The sequence below is a fragment of the Luteimonas sp. AC640a genome, from assembly GCF_979256585.1.
Map to the genome: position 1 here is coordinate 72,643 of NZ_CEEDOV010000006.1, position 15,730 is coordinate 88,372.

Here is a 15,730-nt window from a genome sequence, read left to right on the forward strand (position 1 = left end):
TCCAGCGTCGTGACAACCCCCCAGGATCACTGTGCCGATGACCGACGATCCGCGCGCTCTCGTCAGCGCGCCACCCTCACACCTGCACGACCATGCTCCGTTCCGGAGTGCCGTCGCCGCCGTGTGTCTCGCCTGCGCAGTACTGCCGGCACCGGCGGTGTCCAGCGACTCCCCACGTCCCGTCCCGAGGTCCGCAATGCCCCCTAGCGATTCCGCGCGCGCCCACGTCGACGCCGAAGGTGTCGGACTGGAAGCGGTGTTCGCGCGCGAAGACGAGGGTGTGCGTGTCGACTACCGCATCCGCAATACCGGCACGGTGCCGCTGGTCGTATTCGACCGCGGCGATCGCCATGCGGTGCTAACGAAGCGCATGGCGTCCGGCGATGTCGGTGTGCCTGCACTGCGCGAATATGCCGGCACGCGCGCGACGCTCTCGCATGTCGCGCGTGCGTTGCCCACGCCTGCGCCGACCGTGCCGCCCACGCCCCTCGCGCGCCGGGTCGAGCCTGGCGCGAGCGTCGATGCCACCTTCCGCTTCTCCAACTGGCTCGCTTCGACGCCGGCGCAGGTGCAGTGGTGCGTCGGCATCGGCATTGCGGACGACGCGCGTCTGTTCGCGTCCGACGACAGCGGCGACGTGCAGGTCTGGCAGGCCGACTTCGGCTATGCCGACGACCAGCAGGTGCTGTGTACGCCGTGGTTCGATATGACGAGTGGGACATTCGAGAAGTAGGTGTGCGTCGAGCGATGGGACCGTGAAATCCGCGACGCATCACCCGCGTGCATCGTTGCCGATCCCGAGATCACGCTTCGTAGGATGGGTAGAGCGCAGCGAAAACCATCGGCGCATCGATCAACCGGCGCGAGGTTCGAAACCTCGCGTGCTTGTCTGGCGCGGCGTCTGCTTCAGCCCTCACCCCAACCCCTCTACCCCGGCGGGCACGTAGTCCCGGAGGGAGAGGGGCTAGAAGCAATGCAAAGTGAGGCGCTCAATTAGAGCAGCGGCACCAGCAGCAACGCCACGATATTGATGATCTTGATCAATGGGTTGATCGCCGGCCCCGCGGTGTCCTTGTAGGGATCGCCGACGGTATCGCCGGTCACTGCGGCCTTGTGGGCTTCGCTGCCCTTGCCGCCGTGGTGGCCATCCTCGATGTACTTCTTGGCGTTGTCCCAGGCGCCGCCACCTGTCGTCATCGAGATCGCGACGAACAGGCCGGTGACGATGGTGCCGATCAGCAGACCACCGAGTGCGCGGATGCCGGCGCCCGGTCCCATCAGGGCATTCATGCCGAGCGCCACCACGACCGGCACCAGCACCGGCAGCAGCGACGGCACGATCATTTCCTTGATCGCCGATTTCGTCAGCATGTCGACCGCGCGCGAGTAGTCCGGCTTCGCGGTGCCGGCCATGATGCCGGGGATCTCGCGGAACTGGCGGCGCACTTCCTCGACCACCGCGCCTGCCGCGCGACCCACCGCTTCCATCGCCATCGCGCCGAACAGGTAGGGAATCAGGCCGCCGATGAAGAGGCCGATGATCACCGCGGGATCCGCGAGGTCGAACCGGAACTCGGTGCCCGGATACTTCGCTTCCAGGTTGTGGGTGAAGTCGGCGAACAGCACCAGCGCCGCGAGCGCCGCCGAGCCGATCGCATAGCCCTTGGTCACCGCCTTTGTCGTGTTGCCGACGGCGTCCAGCGGATCGGTGACATCACGGACTTCCGACGGCAGTTCCGCCATCTCGGCGATGCCGCCGGCGTTGTCGGTGATCGGCCCATATGCATCGAGTGCGACGATCATGCCGGCCATCGACAGCATCGCCGTCGCCGCGATCGCGATGCCGTACAGCCCCGCGAACGAGAAGCACGCCCAGATCGCGAAGCACACCGCGATCACCGGCATCGCGGTGGACTTCATCGACACGCCGAGGCCGGCGATGATGTTGGTGCCGTGGCCGGTCGTCGACGCCTGCGCGATGTGCTGCACCGGTGCGTATTGCGTGCCGGTGTAGTACTCGGTGATCCAGACGATCGCGCCGGTCAGCACCAAGCCGATCAACGCACACCAGTAGAGATTGGCGGCGCCGTGTACGTTGTCGGCCATCAGTTGCATCGTGATCGGCCAGAACAGCGCGGCGGCGATGACGCCCGACACGATGACGCCCTTGTACAGCGCGCCCATGATCGAGCCGCCGGCTTTGACCTTGACGAAGAACGTGCCGACGATCGACGCCAGGATCGACGCGCCACCGAGCACCAGCGGATACAGCACGCCGTTCGCGCCGACGGTGGGCGCCATCAGGAATCCGAGCAGCATGGTCGCGATCACGGTGACCGCGTAGGTCTCGAACAGATCGGCCGCCATGCCCGCGCAGTCGCCGACGTTGTCGCCCACGTTATCGGCGATCACCGCGGGATTGCGCGGGTCGTCCTCCGGGATACCGGCTTCGACCTTGCCCACCAGATCCGCGCCGACGTCGGCGCCCTTGGTGAAGATGCCGCCACCGAGACGCGCGAAGATCGAGATCAGCGAACTGCCGAAGGCGAGGCCCACCAGCGCATGCAGCGCGGCTTCGTTCGCGATGCCGAAGTGGGGCAGCAGCATCCAGTACCCGGCCACGCCAAGCAGACCGAGGCCGACGACCAGCATGCCGGTGATCGCGCCGCCGCGGAACGCGACGTCCATCGCCGGCCCGATGCCGCGGCGCGCGGCTTCGGCCGTGCGCACGTTGGCCTTCACCGACACGTTCATGCCGATGTAGCCCGCCGCGCCCGACAGGACCGCGCCGAGCAGGAAGCCGATGCCGGTCGCCCAGCCCAGAAACACGCCGATCAACACGAACAGCACGGCGCCGACGATCGAGATCGTCAGATATTGTCGATTGAGATACGCGCGGGCGCCTTCCTGGATCGCGCCTGCGATTTCCTGCATCCGTGCGTTGCCGGCAGGTTGCCGGTTGATCCAGCCGGCGGAGATCACGCCGTAGAGAATCGCGATGGCGGCACAGCCCAGTGCCAGCCACAAACCGTGTTGCTCGAGCATGGAAACCCCTCCCAGAGTCGGTATGCCAAGACGGACAGCGGTGATGCGGTGATGCGCGCCGACTATCGCACAGCGCGCGCGGGCCGGCGCACTGGCTTGAGGACAGGTCCTCGGATGGGGCGACGCCTGCGATGCCGTGCCAAAAGACACCGGCAGCCGAAATGCCTAGCCGGCCATCGTCAGTGCCAACGTGCCGTCTGCATCGGTGCGTATATGCACCGGCGCGTCGAAGGCCTGCGACAGCAACGCATCGGTCAACACGAGGTCGCGCGGACCGTCGGCGAGCACGCGGCCCGCGCGCAGTAACACGACGTGACTGATCTCGGGGATCAGTTCTTCGAGGTGATGGGTGACCAGCACCAGCGTGGTGCCGGCGCGAGCGATTTCGCCGATCTGTGTCATCAGATGTGCGCGGGCGACGACGTCGAGTCCGCTCGAGGGCTCGTCGAGCAGCAGTGCGGCCGGTGCATGGAACAGCGCGCGCGCCAGCAACACACGGCGCGCTTCTCCGGCCGACAGCGTGGCGTAACGACGTGCGGCGAGATGGCCGGCCTGCATCCGCTGCAGCGCCGCAAGTGCCCGCGCATGCAGCGCTGGATCCGTGGCGCTGGTGTCGGCGATCGCGCCGAGCGTCGCGCCGGCGACCACCGCGCTCGCGGTCAGCGACGGCAATGTGCGCAGATCTTCGTGCAACCGTTGGGTCACGATGCCGAGCTGACCGCGGAGGCTGCGCACATCCCACAGATGCGCGCCCAACACGCGCACCGGAACGCGGCCGTCGTCATGGGCCAGCGGATGCAGTTCGCGGGTCAGCAGTTGCATCAGCGTGGATTTGCCGCTGCCGTTCGCGCCGAGATCGCGGTGTGCCGGCCGAGCGGAATCGTCAGATCGAGCGCATCCAGGACGACATGGGCGCCGCGACGCACCGTGGCGCGATCCAGTTGCAGCAGGTGCGTGAGGCTTCGATTCATGCGGATGCGCGCCGCGCCGTCGCATGAATGGGACCCGGGCGGCGAGTCTGAATCGCGGGGTCTTCCATACGTGACGGGAGGGATGGAAAGGGGGTGGGGATGGCGCCATGATGCATGGGTTCACATCTTTCAGACGCGCCCATGTCCCCCACGATTCTCGAATTCCTGTCCGGTGGCCTGCTGCAGTTCGGCTGGGTCGCGATGCTCGTCTACCTGCTGATCGCCACGCAGCTGACGATCCTCGCGGTCACGCTGTACCTGCATCGCAGCCAGGCACATCGTGGCGTCGACTTCCATCCGGTGATCGCGCATTTCTTCCGGTTCTGGACGTGGCTCACCACGTCGATGATCACCCGTGAGTGGGTCGCGATCCATCGCAAGCACCACGCGAAGTGCGAGACCGAGGACGACCCGCACAGCCCGCGCTTCAAGGGCATCAAAACGGTGTTCTGGCAGGGCGTTGAGCTGTACCGCGAGGCGCGCGGCATGCGCGCCGACATCGAGCAGTACGGCAAGGGCGCGCCGAGCGACTGGATCGAGCGCAAGGTCTATACGCCGTGGGCGACGTTCGGCCCCACATTGCTGCTGTTCGTCAGCTTCGCGCTGTTCGGTTTCAAGGGCGTCGCGGTGTGGGCGATCCAGATGGCGTGGATTCCGTTCTGGGCCGCCGGCGTCGTCAACGGCCTCGGCCACTGGTGGGGTTACCGCAATTTCGAAACCACCGACACTGCGACCAATCTGACGCCTTGGGGTCTGTGGATCGGCGGCGAAGAGTTGCACAACAACCACCACGCATTCCCCAGTTCGGCCAAGTTCGCGCTGCGCAAGTGGGAGTTCGACATCGGCTGGGCGGTCATCAAGGGACTGGAATCGGTGGGCCTGGCGAAAGTGCTGCGCGTGGCGCCTTCGCTCGACATCCGTCCCAACATCCATGCGCCGGACACCGACACCATGAAGGCGTTGCTCACGCATCGGTTCCAGGCGATGACCGACTTCCAGCGCAACGTGCTGAAGCCTGCGCTGCGCGAAGAGGCGCGGGCGGCCGGTGCGCGGCTGCGCGCGCTGTTGCCGCGCAAGTTGCGCAAGGGTCTGGTCGATGACGGTCGCTGGCTGCAGCCCGACGCACGCCAGCAGTTGCAGCAATGGGTCGACCAGCGCCCGCGCATCCGCACGCTGGTCGAACATCGCGCGCGTCTGACTGCGCTGCTCGAAGCACGTTCGCACAACGCCAGCGAAGCGCTGCATAGCCTGCAGGTCTGGTGCCGCGAGGCCGAGGCCAGCGGCATCCGCGCGTTGCAGGAGTACTCGGCGCGGCTCAAGGGTTACTCGCTGCAGAGCGCGCACGCCTGAAAACGCACGGCTCGATCGCGACACCACGGCCGGTCCGGCAGCGGGCCGGCCGCATCGCGTGTGCAATCGTCGCGCTTGCGATGAGTACTGCCGCCGGCGCGCAGGTCACGCGCACGTCCGAGTATCTCGAGCACATGGACACCGACGGCGATGGCCGCGTTTCGCTCGCCGAGTACCAGGCGTGGATGCGTTACGGATTCGACCAGATGGACCGCAACGGCGATGGCGTACTGACGGCGGATGAGCTGCCGGGCGGCAAGGGCCGACCGGTGACGTTGTCCGAACACATGACCAGAATCGCCGCGACGTTCAACCGCCAGGACACCAACCGCGACGGCTATCTCGACGCGCGCGAACTCGCGGCGCCACCGCAGAAATAGATGTGCGTTCTTACGCGCATGCACGCGGATGGATTCGAGCAGCGTTCGTAGGACGGAACTCGCGCGATATCTGCGCGGGTCCACGTGACCGGAGACGGCGTTGTTATCCTCGGGGCGGGATCGATCGGATCCGCTTCAGGGAGGAAGACATGACGCATCTCGTGCACCTGCGCCGCGCAGTCGGCTGGTTCCTGGTCGCGCTGCTCGCCACCGCGGTGCTGATGAACCTGATCGGATTCTTCAGTCCGTTCTGGGGCTACTGGCGTCATCCGGGCGATACGACGCAGTCGCGCGCCTTGCTGGATGCGTCGGCGCCGTGGGCGGCGGGCCTGTCGCTGCTGTTCCTGTTGCCGGCCTGGCATGTGTCGCGGACGTTGGGGTCGCCGTTCGCGCGCGGCATCGTGCTGGCGATGGGTGCGCTGGTCGTCATCGCAGATCTGCTGTTGCTGTGGGCCGCCCACGGCATCGACGATTCCCTGGTTGCGCGACTGGTGGCGAGCCTTGCGGCGGGCTATCCGTTCGTCGCGTTCGTCGTCTTCCTCTGGCTGCTCTGGCGCGCACTGCGCATCGCAGCGCCGCGGCAGGCGGCGCCGGGCGGGACCTGACCGCCCGGCTGCGTCGAAGTCAGTCCAGCGGCATCTCCGTTTCGATCCAGTGCGTGACCGAATCGTGGCGAGGCGCCCAGCCCAGTTCGCGGCGCGCGCGCGTGCCGCGGACGCGGCTGTTGGACCCGAACGAATAACGCGCGTGCCCTTCGCCCCAGACCTGTGCGGCTTCGTCGACGGTCCACGATTCGACCGCGCCGAGCCCGAGCCGCGTCGCGATCGCCGCACCCAGCTCCGCGTACGAGGCTTCGCCGTTCTCGACGAAATAGAACGCGCCTGCAGGTGCGTCCGCGAGTGCGAGACGGTACAGCGCGACCACATCCTCGATGTGCACGTTCGACCAACGGTTGATGCCGCGGCCGACAATGCGGACCACGCCGCTGCTGCGCGCCTGCTGCACCAGCGGCGGGATCTGCACGCTGTCACGCGCCAGGCCCGTGCCGCTGCCGTAGATCATCGTGTTGCACAGCACGACGCTGCGTACGCCGTCACCGGCCGCGGCGAGGATCAGCGTGTCGACCGCATGGCGGGCCTGCTTGCCGGGCTCGACGATCAGCGGCGTGTTCTCGTCGAAGATGTGGGGCGACAGCGCATTGCCCGCGACGTCATCGCCGATGACGCTGGACCCGCTGGTGTGCAGGAAGGCCTTGCCTGAACCGCGCAGCCCGTCGAGCAGGGCCTCGACCGCGCCGCGGTGGTCGCTGCTGGCGGCGTTGATGACCGCGTGCGCGCCTTGCGCCTCTCGGGTCAGCAGTTCGCGGTCTTCGAGCGTGCCGAGCACCGGCACGATGCCGAGCGACTCGACCCGAGCGGCGGCCTCGGCTGAGCGGACCAGGCCGCGGACCGTGTGGCCGTCGCGCAGCAGGGCGGTAGCGAGCGAGCCGCCGATGAAACCGGTCACGCCGGTGATGAAGAGATCCATGGAGACGTCTCGATGCGGGGAAGACGGCCAGTCTGCGCCGGCCGATTTGCATCAGAAACCCGTCGTTCGGAAGATGTCTTTTGATTTATGGTCAATAATCAAGCCCTGATTTTCCGCGAAAGGCCTGCCCATGAAGACCACGCTGGACGAACTGCAGGTCTTCGTGGCGGTCGTCGACAGCGGCTCGATCACCGCGGCCGCCCGTCAGCTCGAGCAGACGGTGTCGGGCATCAGCCGTGCGCTGGGCCGCCTGGAGGACAAGCTCGGCACCACGCTGCTGCAGCGGACCACGCGTCGGATCTCGCTCAGCGAGGAAGGACGCGCGTTTCTCGGGGACGCACGCGACGTGCTCGCGCGCATGGACGCTGCCGAGGACCGCATGCGCGGTTTGCGCGCAGGACCGTCAGGCGTGCTGCGCGTCGATGCGGCGACGTCGTTCCTGCTGCACGTGCTGGTGCCGCGGGTCGCCGCGTTCCGTGCCGCGTATCCGAAGATCACGCTGGAACTCACCAGCAGTGATCGCACCATCGATCTGCTCGAGCATCGCACCGACATCGCCATTCGTGTCGGCCCGCTGAAGGATTCGGGTCTGGTCGCGCGGCACCTGCTCGACAGCCGTTTGCGCGTCCTGGCGTCACCGGCGTATCTGGACGCACATGGCACGCCCATGTCGGTCCCCGCGCTTGCCGATCACGCCTTGCTCGGCTTCACCGGACTGCCGCATCTCAACGTCTGGCCGTTGCCCGGCCCGGATGGCGAAACACTGACGATCGCGCCGACAGTCGCCGGTTCCAGTGGCGAAACCGTCCGCGCGCTCGCGGTGTCAGGCGCCGGCATCGCGTGCCTGTCCGACTTCACCACGGAACAAGATCGCCGCGCGGGGCGGCTGGTGGAACTGCTCGTAGACGAGACGCGCGACGTGCGCCAGCCGGTGCACGCGGTGTATTACCGCAATTCCGGCGTGTCCTCGCGGATCCGCGCTTTCGTGGATTTCATTGCCGGCGCACTGGCCGGCCACGGTGTTGCCTGATGCGGTCAGCGGTCAGCGGTCAGCGGCCACAGGCTTCGCGCAGTACCGGATCGTTTGCATCCAGCGGATTCCACTTGGCGTTCGCAAGCGTGCCGTCGTCGGCAAACACCACCTGGTCGAGCAGATCGGCGCGGCGGTGTTCGACGCAGTCGAACATTGCGCCGAACTGCCGGGTCGGTTCCCAGCGACCGGCCAGCACGACCTGGGTGAGCACCATCTGCGGATGGGTCGGATTGCGCCGGTCGGCGCGATGGTCGATCGCGATCAGCCGGTTGGTCACGGGCGCCACATAGGTCCAGGGGCGGTACCAGGAGTTGGCCTGGTTGGTGGACGCGATCACGACACCGTCGGGGTAGGCCGAGGTTGTGCGGTCGAACCAGGAATATTCGAACCAGATCGCCATCGCCAGCATGCCCGCCCCGGCCGCAGCGGGCACGATCCACTGCGGCAGGCGCTTGCGCATGGCGATATTGATCGAGAGCGCGATACCGGCCAGGCCGAAGCCGGCGGCGATGATGGCGATGAATTCAAGCAGCATGGAAGGCAGTTCCGGCGACGGGCGAAGACGCCCACGATTATCGAACAGACCCGGGTGGCGCATGCATCGGCATGGGCCCGGAAACGAAAACGGCCCGCCCCCGGAGGGGCGGGCCGCGTCACATCAGGATTGCAGTGCGGTCAGTGATTGATCGCCGCGCCTGCGCCGCGCGGAACGCGGATGTCCTCGACCATATGCTCGATGTGCGCCGGCACCGGTGCGGTCATCTTCATCGTGATGTAGGCAGCGATGAAGTTCAGCAGTGCGCCGATCGCGCCGAAGCCCAGCGGCGAGATGCCGAACAGCCAGTTCTCGGGCGAGTCGGCCAGCATGTTCGTCCCCGGGATGAAGAACCAGCCCTTGTAGGTGAACAGGTACACGCTGGTGGATGCCAGACCGACCACCATGCCCACGACCGCGCCGGTGGAGTTCATCTTCTTGGAGAAGATGCCCATCATGATCGCCGGGAACAGCGAGCTTGCCGCCAGTCCGAACGCGAACGCCACGGTCTGGGCCGCGAATCCGGGTGGATTCATGCCCAGCCAGGTGGCCACTGCGATGGCCGCTGCCATCGACACGCGCGCGGCCAGAAGCTCGCCCTTGTCGCTGATGTCAGGCTTGAACGTGCGTTTGATCAGGTCATGACTGACCGCCGACGAGATCGCCAGCAGCAGACCGGCTGCCGTCGACAGCGCCGCTGCCAGGCCACCGGCCGCGATCAGGGCGATCACCCAGCCGGGCAGACCTGCGATCTCCGGGTTTGCCAGCACCAGGATGTCCTGGTTGAAGGTGATCATCTCGTTGCCCTGCCAGCCACGCTCTGCCGCCACCGCTGCGAACTCGGGGCTGGCTTCGTTGTAGGACTGGATCATGCCGTCGCCGTTCTTGTCCTCGAACGCCAGCAGGCCGGTCTTTTCCCAGTTGTGCATCCAGTCCGGGCGCGCCTCGTAGGTGAGCGACGGTGCCTGGGTGCCTTCGGGGTAGATCGTCGTCATGATGTTCAGACGCGCCATCGCGCCCACGGCCGGGGCCACGGTGTAGAGCAGGGCGATGAACACCAGCGCCCAGCCCGCCGACTTGCGGGCATCGGACACCTTGGGCACGGTGAAGAAGCGGATGATCACGTGCGGCAGGCCCGCGGTGCCGACCATCAGCGACAGCGTGAACAGCGTCATGTTGAGGGTGGAATCGTGCAGGCCGGTGTAATCGTTGAAGCCCAGGTCCACCAGGATCTGGTCGAGCCTGGCCAGCAACGGCATGCCCGAATCAGTGTGGGTGGAGAACAGTCCCAGCTGCGGGATCGCGTTGCCGGTCAGCTGCATCGAGATGAACACCGCCGGGATCGTGTAGGCGATGATCAGCACGATGTACTGCGCCACCTGGGTGTAGGTGATGCCCTTCATACCGCCCAGCACGGCGTACACGAACACCACGCCCGATGCGATCAGCAGGCCGGTGTTGGTGTCGACCTCGAGGAAGCGTGAGAACGCCACGCCGGCACCGGTCATCTGCCCGATGACGTAGGTGATCGAGATCATCAGCAGCGACGCCACCGCCACCAGGCGTGCCGTGCGGCTGTAGTAACGATCGCCGATGAAGTCGGGCACGGTGAAGCGGCCGAACTTGCGCAGGTACGGTGCCAGCAGCATCGCCAACAGCACGTAGCCGCCGGTCCAGCCCATCAGATACGCAGAGTTGCCGTAGCCGACGAAGGCAATCAGGCCCGCCATCGAGATGAAAGATGCCGCCGACATCCAGTCGGCGGCGATCGCCATGCCGTTGGTGATCGGGTGGACGCTTCGGCCCGCTGCGTAGAACTCGGACGTGGACGCGGCGCGTGCCCAGATCGCAATCGCGATATAGACCAGGAACGAGCCGCCGACGAAGATGAGATTAAGTGTGAATTGATCCATGGCCGGCCCCTTATTTCTCGTCCACGTCGTACTCGCGATCGAGCCGGTTCATGTACCAGGTGTAGAAAACAATGATCGCGATGAAGGACAGGATCGAACCCTGCTGCGCGAACCAGAAGCCCAGATCCGTGCCACCGATGCGGATGCCGCTGAGCAGCGGGCGCAGGAGGATGCCGAATCCGTACGACACCAACGCCCAGATCCCCATGCAGATGAAGATGATTTTGAGGTTGGCCTTCCAGTAGTTACTTGCGGTCTTGTCTAGCATGTGCCGTCCCTCCTCGGTCGGGATGTGGAGCCGTCGGTTCGATGCGGTTGCGGTCGTGCGGATGCAGGTGTCGTCGTGGACATGCGTCGCTTTCCCCATGTGTCTGTAACGTCGACTGCGACTGTCTTCGGGCGTCATGCCCGTGACATCGTCATACGATGCGGCGTGGATGACGCCGGCCAATGCCGGCGCCATGACTCACGTCAGAACGAGTAGCGCGCCATCGTGTGCAGGCGCATCAGCTCGCCGTCGGTTCCGGATTCGAGCGTGCGCTCGCCCCAGATCGCTTCGACGCCGAAGTCGAGCTTGGGCACCGGCGACCAGATCATGTTGGCGTGCACCGAATGCACCTTGCGGGTGACACCCAGGCCGGTCCAGGCCGCGTCGTTGTCCCACTGCGAGCGCGAATAGAACAGGTTGCCGCGGACCTTCGGGGTGAACACCTGGCGCAGGCCGACATAACCGGCCCAGCCGCCGAGCGCGTCGATGTCGCCGGCCGAATCCACCATCGCATCCTGCTGGATCGTGGCCAGGCCGATGTAGCGGCCGATGCCGTCGCCACCGCTGACCTGGTAGCGGATGTCGGTGCTCTCGCCCAGCTTGACCAGGCCGCTGACCTGCGCGCCGTAGCCGGTGTCGGTGCTCTCTGCGCCCACCACGGGTTCGTACTTCAGCTGGCGTGCCATGCCGGCGAAGCTGACATGGCCCCAGTCACCCTTGTGGGTGTAGCGGGCAATGACGTCGGGAATCGCGCTGTTGTCGCCGCCGATCACGCGCGCGCCGCCGCCGAAAGGCTGCACCGTGGTTTCGGGACGTTCGATCGAGATCGCCCATGGGCCGCTGGTGTAGCGCAGCTGCGGCTGGCGCACGAAGGCCACGCCGTCGGTCGGGCCGACGAAGTCGACCGCGTCGAGCAGGGCGCCGGTGTCCATGAAGTTCGACCACGTCTGACCGACCAGCCAGTTGTTGTAGGTCAGGTAGGCGTGGCGCAGCGTCGCACCGTAGGTGTTGGTGGCCGCCGGATTGCCGAGCGCGCCGCCGAAGAAGTCGAGTTCCACGCGCGCGCCGAGCTTGTCGCCCGAATCCAGCACCGTGCTGGCGTCGAACCACAGGCGCGAGAACTTCAGATGCGCGTCGGAATAGGTGTCGGGACCTTCGCCGCCGACCGGAATCGCACCGGGCACATAGAAGTCGCGGCCCGCCGATCCCTGGGCGATGTCGCCGTCGGTGGTCTTGGTGACCATCGCGTCGGTGCGGATCATGCCGCCCACGGTGAACTTGGTGCCGGGATTGGCGCCGGGCGTGATCGTCGTGGTCTGGATCGGCGCCGCGGCGCCGGTGCCTGCGGCCACCGCAGGTGCGACGGGCTGGGCCGCCTGCGCGGTCCGGACCTCGGTCACCACGGTGTCGGTCTGCTGCTGTTGCGTCACCAGCTGCTGGACCATGGCCTCGAGCTGGGCCACGCGGGCTTCGAGCTCGCGTTCCTTGGCGGTCTGCGCAAATGCCACGCCGGGCAGGGTGAGCGCGGCGAGCACAGCGGCAGCCAGCAGGCGCGGCCGCGCCTTCGTTATATGAGTCATTGGTTCCCCTCCCACGGGTATTCGAAAAAGCGGCGACACGAGCGGATGCCGATCGGGTCCACAGCGGAGACTGCACCCATGCAGGGCGCACGCCCATTCGCCATTGGTCGTACCCCGTCCCGGGCCTGAGCGGTTAGACCAAGGTCTATCGGATCGCAGCGGCGAATCCGTCACACTGGCCGGACGCGTCTGAAGGAGGCTCCATCCCATGTCCCATTCCGCAGAAATCCATCCGGCGCCGGCCGGCTTCGCCGGTCCCGACACCATCACCGCCGAGGCCTACGCGCGCGATTACGCGCGCTCGGTGCAGGACCCGGACGCCTTCTGGGGCGAGGCCGCCAAGCGCCTCGACTGGTTCAAGGCGCCGACGAAGATCCGCAACGTCAGCTACGACCTGCAGGACTTCCGCATCCGCTGGTTCGAGGACGGCGAGCTCAATGTCAGCGTCAACTGCCTCGACCGGCACCTGGCGACCAAAGGCGACAAGACCGCGCTGATCTGGGAGGCCGACGGCCCCGACACCGAATCGCTGCACGTCAGCTACCGCGATCTGCATGCGCGCGTGTGCAAGCTCGCCAATGCGCTGCGCAACCTCGGTGTGGGCAAGGGCGACCGCGTCACCATCTACCTGCCGATGATCGTCGAGGCGGCCGTCGCGATGCTCGCCTGCGCGCGCATCGGCGCTGTGCACTGTGTGGTCTTCGGCGGCTTCTCGCCGAACTCGATCGCCGACCGCGTCTCCGACTGCGGCAGCAAGCTCATCATCACCGCCGATGAGGGCCTGCGCGGCAGCAAGAGCGTGCCGCTGAAGGCGAACGTCGACGCGGCGCTGAAACTGCCGGGCACCAATACCGTAGAAACCGTGCTGGTCGTGCGCCACACCGGCGGCGCGGTCGACATGCAGATGCCGCGCGACCGCTGGTACGACGCGGTCGTCGACGACCAGCCGAACACCTGCGAACCCGAGCGCATGAACGCGGAAGACCCGCTCTTCATCCTCTACACCTCCGGTTCCACCGGCAAGCCGAAGGGCGTGCTGCACACGACCGGCGGCTACCTGCTGTTCGCCAGCTACACGCACGAGGCGATCTTCGACCTGCGCGATGACGACGTGTACTGGTGCACGGCCGACGTGGGCTGGGTCACCGGCCACAGCTACATCGTCTACGGCCCGCTGGCGAACGCCGCGACCTCGCTGATCTTCGAGGGCGTGCCGAACTATCCGGACGTCTCGCGCTTCTGGAACGTCATCGACAAGCATCAGGTCACGATTTTCTACACCGCGCCCACCGCGATCCGCGCGCTGATGCGCGAGGGCGAAGCGCCGGTCAAGAAGACCTCGCGCAAGTCGCTGCGCCTGCTCGGCAGCGTCGGCGAGCCGATCAATCCGGAAGCCTGGCGCTGGTACTACGAAGTCGTCGGCGACAGCCGCTGCCCGATCGTCGATACCTGGTGGCAGACCGAAACCGGCGGCATTCTGATCTCGCCGCTGCCCGGCGCGATCGACGCCAAGCCCGGTTCGGCGACCAAGCCGTTCTTCGGCGTGCAGCCGGCGCTGGTCGATGCCAATGGCGCTTTCCTCGAAGGCGCGGCCGAAGGCAACCTCGTCATCACCGATTCCTGGCCCGGCCAGATGCGCAGCGTCTATGGCGACCACCAGCGCTTCATCGACACCTACTTCAAGGCGTATCCCGGCACCTACTTCACCGGTGACGGCTGCCGTCGCGACGAAGACGGCTATTACTGGATCACCGGCCGCGTCGACGACGTCATCAACGTCTCCGGTCACCGCATCGGCACTGCGGAACTGGAAAGCGCGCTGGTCGCGCATCCGAAAGTTGCCGAGGCCGCGGTCGTCGGTTTCCCGCACGACATCAAGGGCCAGGGCATCTATGCCTACGTGACGCTCAAGGCCGGCGAGGAATACAGCGAAGACCTGCGCAAGGAACTGGTCAAGCACGTGCGCAGCGAGATCGGTCCGACCGCATCGCCGGATCACATCCAGTGGGCACCGGGTCTGCCGAAGACGCGCTCGGGCAAGATCATGCGTCGCATCCTGCGCAAGATCGCCGAGAACGCGCCCGACCAGCTCGGCGACACCAGCACGCTGGCCGATCCGTCCGTTGTCGATTCGCTGGTCAAGGACCGGTACATACCGAAAGTGTGACGTTGGAGCGGGTGATGTGTCTGGAGCTGCAGGCGGGTCGAGGCGATGCCTCGCTTCGCAGCGGATCTGTCGTCGATCGCGCGCGGCGTGCGCCGCGCGCGTTGCTCTGGCGGTCGGCCATTGCAACGTCATGCCACACCGGCCGCGCATCACCGACACCCCACGCATTCCATTTCCAAAGGCTTCACGCGCGCCAATGACCACCCTGCTGATTGCCGACGATCACCCGCTGTTCCGCGAAGCACTGCGCGGCGCGATTTCCCGTGCCCTGCCGAACGCGCGCCTGCGCGAGGCGCACAACGTGGATGCCCTGTACGCGATGGTCGAATCCGAACCGGATGCCGACCTGCTGATGCTCGACCTCAACATGCCTGGCGTGCACGGCTTCAGCGCACTGGTGCATCTGCGTGCGCAGTTTCCGCAGCTGCCGGTGCTGATGGTGTCCGCGCGCGAAGAGCCGGCGGTGATGCGCCGCGCGCTGGATCACGGCGCGTCCGGCTTCGTGCCGAAATCCGCCGATGCCGAAACGCTGGCGCGCGCGGTCACGCAGGTCCTCGACGGCGATCGCTTCGTACCGGAAGCGGCCGCGTCGGCCGCCGGTGTGTCACCCGGCGAGCACGACGTCGCCGCGCGCCTGCGCGATCTCACGCCGCAGCAGTTCCGTGTGCTGCAGATGCTCGGCGACGGCATGCTCAACAAGCAGATCGCTTACGAACTCGGCGTGTCGGAAGCGACCGTCAAGGCGCACATGACCGCCGTGCTGCGCAAGTTGGGCGCGTCGAATCGCACGCAGGCGGTGTTGATCGCCGGCAAGCTCGCGGTGGATCCTGATCCCGACGAGATTCCTGCGGACGCGCGCTAACGCGTTCCGTGCACGCATCGCTGGTGTGACGACCCGCCTTATTCTTCACGCACGCTGTGAACTGCTCCTTCCCCGCTCGCGGGGGAAGGCTGGGATGGG

General features: G+C 66.5%; 13 protein-coding genes and 1 pseudogene. 7 read left to right on the top strand and 7 right to left on the bottom strand.

The genetic code is table 11. The features are described from left to right. Positions 1–196 precede the first annotated feature (196 nt). Complete coding sequence (locus tag ACZ9YD_RS03810) at positions 197–733, top strand: hypothetical protein (protein ID WP_465073825.1); 537 nt, start codon at positions 197–199, stop codon at positions 731–733. 260 nt (positions 734–993) lie between these two features. Here ACZ9YD_RS03810 and ACZ9YD_RS03815 read toward each other — a convergent pair whose 3' ends face one another. Both ACZ9YD_RS03815 and ACZ9YD_RS03820 read right to left on the bottom strand, forming a co-directional pair. Further along, positions 994–3,045, bottom strand: coding sequence for a sodium-translocating pyrophosphatase (locus tag ACZ9YD_RS03815; RefSeq protein WP_465073826.1), 2,052 nt, complete (start codon positions 3,043–3,045; stop codon positions 994–996). A 165-nt stretch (positions 3,046–3,210) separates the two neighbouring features. Beyond that, positions 3,211–4,016 (bottom strand): annotated as a pseudogene (locus tag ACZ9YD_RS03820) (ABC transporter ATP-binding protein). Between the two features lie 141 nt (positions 4,017–4,157). Here ACZ9YD_RS03820 and ACZ9YD_RS03825 point away from each other — a divergent pair. The 3 genes from ACZ9YD_RS03825 to ACZ9YD_RS03835 all read left to right on the top strand — a co-directional run bounded on the left by ACZ9YD_RS03825 (position 4,158) and on the right by ACZ9YD_RS03835 (position 6,351). Beyond that, complete coding sequence (locus ACZ9YD_RS03825; protein ID WP_465073827.1) at positions 4,158–5,366, top strand: DesA family fatty acid desaturase; 1,209 nt, start codon at positions 4,158–4,160, stop codon at positions 5,364–5,366. Positions 5,367–5,446: 80 nt separating this feature from the next. After that, entirely contained in the window at positions 5,447–5,746 is a 300-nt protein-coding gene (locus tag ACZ9YD_RS03830; RefSeq protein ID WP_465073828.1) for an EF-hand domain-containing protein, read from the top strand. A gap of 149 nt (positions 5,747–5,895) precedes the next feature. Then, positions 5,896–6,351 (top strand): hypothetical protein, encoded by a 456-nt coding sequence (locus tag ACZ9YD_RS03835; protein WP_465073829.1) that lies wholly within the window; start codon positions 5,896–5,898, stop codon positions 6,349–6,351. Positions 6,352–6,370: 19 nt separating this feature from the next. Here ACZ9YD_RS03835 and ACZ9YD_RS03840 read toward each other — a convergent pair whose 3' ends face one another. Next, positions 6,371–7,273, bottom strand: coding sequence for an NAD-dependent epimerase/dehydratase family protein (locus ACZ9YD_RS03840; protein WP_465073830.1), 903 nt, complete (start codon positions 7,271–7,273; stop codon positions 6,371–6,373). 130 nt (positions 7,274–7,403) lie between these two features. Here ACZ9YD_RS03840 and ACZ9YD_RS03845 point away from each other — a divergent pair, with 130 nt between their 5' ends. Then, positions 7,404–8,303: a LysR substrate-binding domain-containing protein gene (locus ACZ9YD_RS03845; RefSeq protein ID WP_465073831.1), complete on the top strand. Its 900-nt coding sequence runs from the start codon at positions 7,404–7,406 to the stop codon at positions 8,301–8,303. 19 nt (positions 8,304–8,322) lie between these two features. Here ACZ9YD_RS03845 and ACZ9YD_RS03850 read toward each other — a convergent pair whose 3' ends face one another. The 4 genes from ACZ9YD_RS03850 to ACZ9YD_RS03865 form a co-directional block, all read right to left on the bottom strand. Continuing rightward, positions 8,323–8,841, bottom strand: coding sequence for a hypothetical protein (locus tag ACZ9YD_RS03850; protein ID WP_465073832.1), 519 nt, complete (start codon positions 8,839–8,841; stop codon positions 8,323–8,325). A 140-nt stretch (positions 8,842–8,981) separates the two neighbouring features. After that, positions 8,982–10,754: a sodium:solute symporter family protein gene (locus ACZ9YD_RS03855; protein WP_465073833.1), complete on the bottom strand. Its 1,773-nt coding sequence runs from the start codon at positions 10,752–10,754 to the stop codon at positions 8,982–8,984. 10 nt (positions 10,755–10,764) lie between these two features. Then, the gene (locus tag ACZ9YD_RS03860; RefSeq protein ID WP_465073834.1) at positions 10,765–11,217 is read right to left on the bottom strand and encodes a DUF4212 domain-containing protein; all 453 of its coding nucleotides are present in this window, start codon (positions 11,215–11,217) and stop codon (positions 10,765–10,767) included. A gap of 8 nt (positions 11,218–11,225) precedes the next feature. Beyond that, on the bottom strand, positions 11,226–12,602 hold the full coding sequence (locus ACZ9YD_RS03865; RefSeq protein ID WP_465073835.1) for a DcaP family trimeric outer membrane transporter: 1,377 nt from the start codon (positions 12,600–12,602) through the stop codon (positions 11,226–11,228). A 208-nt stretch (positions 12,603–12,810) separates the two neighbouring features. On the opposite strand from ACZ9YD_RS03865, the gene acs reads away from it, so the two are divergent. Both acs and ACZ9YD_RS03875 read left to right on the top strand, forming a co-directional pair. Then, positions 12,811–14,769 (top strand): acetate--CoA ligase, encoded by a 1,959-nt coding sequence (gene acs, locus ACZ9YD_RS03870; protein WP_465073836.1) that lies wholly within the window; start codon positions 12,811–12,813, stop codon positions 14,767–14,769. Between the two features lie 196 nt (positions 14,770–14,965). Further along, on the top strand, positions 14,966–15,631 hold the full coding sequence (locus ACZ9YD_RS03875; protein ID WP_465073837.1) for a response regulator transcription factor: 666 nt from the start codon (positions 14,966–14,968) through the stop codon (positions 15,629–15,631). The last annotated feature ends 99 nt before the right edge of the window (positions 15,632–15,730 follow it).

Bases quoted from the DNA above. Each gene is read 5' to 3' on its own strand.
- ACZ9YD_RS03810 (WP_465073825.1), top strand. From the start codon at position 197: ATGCCCCCTAGCGATTCCGCGCGCGCCCACGTCGACGCCGAAGGTGTC.
- ACZ9YD_RS03815 (WP_465073826.1), bottom strand. From the start codon at position 3,045: ATGCTCGAGCAACACGGTTTGTGGCTGGCACTGGGCTGTGCCGCCATC.
- ACZ9YD_RS03825 (WP_465073827.1), top strand. From the start codon at position 4,158: ATGTCCCCCACGATTCTCGAATTCCTGTCCGGTGGCCTGCTGCAGTTC.
- ACZ9YD_RS03830 (WP_465073828.1), top strand. From the start codon at position 5,447: ATGAGTACTGCCGCCGGCGCGCAGGTCACGCGCACGTCCGAGTATCTC.
- ACZ9YD_RS03835 (WP_465073829.1), top strand. From the start codon at position 5,896: ATGACGCATCTCGTGCACCTGCGCCGCGCAGTCGGCTGGTTCCTGGTC.
- ACZ9YD_RS03840 (WP_465073830.1), bottom strand. From the start codon at position 7,273: ATGGATCTCTTCATCACCGGCGTGACCGGTTTCATCGGCGGCTCGCTC.
- ACZ9YD_RS03845 (WP_465073831.1), top strand. From the start codon at position 7,404: ATGAAGACCACGCTGGACGAACTGCAGGTCTTCGTGGCGGTCGTCGAC.
- ACZ9YD_RS03850 (WP_465073832.1), bottom strand. From the start codon at position 8,841: ATGCTGCTTGAATTCATCGCCATCATCGCCGCCGGCTTCGGCCTGGCC.
- ACZ9YD_RS03855 (WP_465073833.1), bottom strand. From the start codon at position 10,754: ATGGATCAATTCACACTTAATCTCATCTTCGTCGGCGGCTCGTTCCTG.
- ACZ9YD_RS03860 (WP_465073834.1), bottom strand. From the start codon at position 11,217: ATGGCGCCGGCATTGGCCGGCGTCATCCACGCCGCATCGTATGACGAT.
- ACZ9YD_RS03865 (WP_465073835.1), bottom strand. From the start codon at position 12,602: ATGACTCATATAACGAAGGCGCGGCCGCGCCTGCTGGCTGCCGCTGTG.
- acs (WP_465073836.1), top strand. From the start codon at position 12,811: ATGTCCCATTCCGCAGAAATCCATCCGGCGCCGGCCGGCTTCGCCGGT.
- ACZ9YD_RS03875 (WP_465073837.1), top strand. From the start codon at position 14,966: ATGACCACCCTGCTGATTGCCGACGATCACCCGCTGTTCCGCGAAGCA.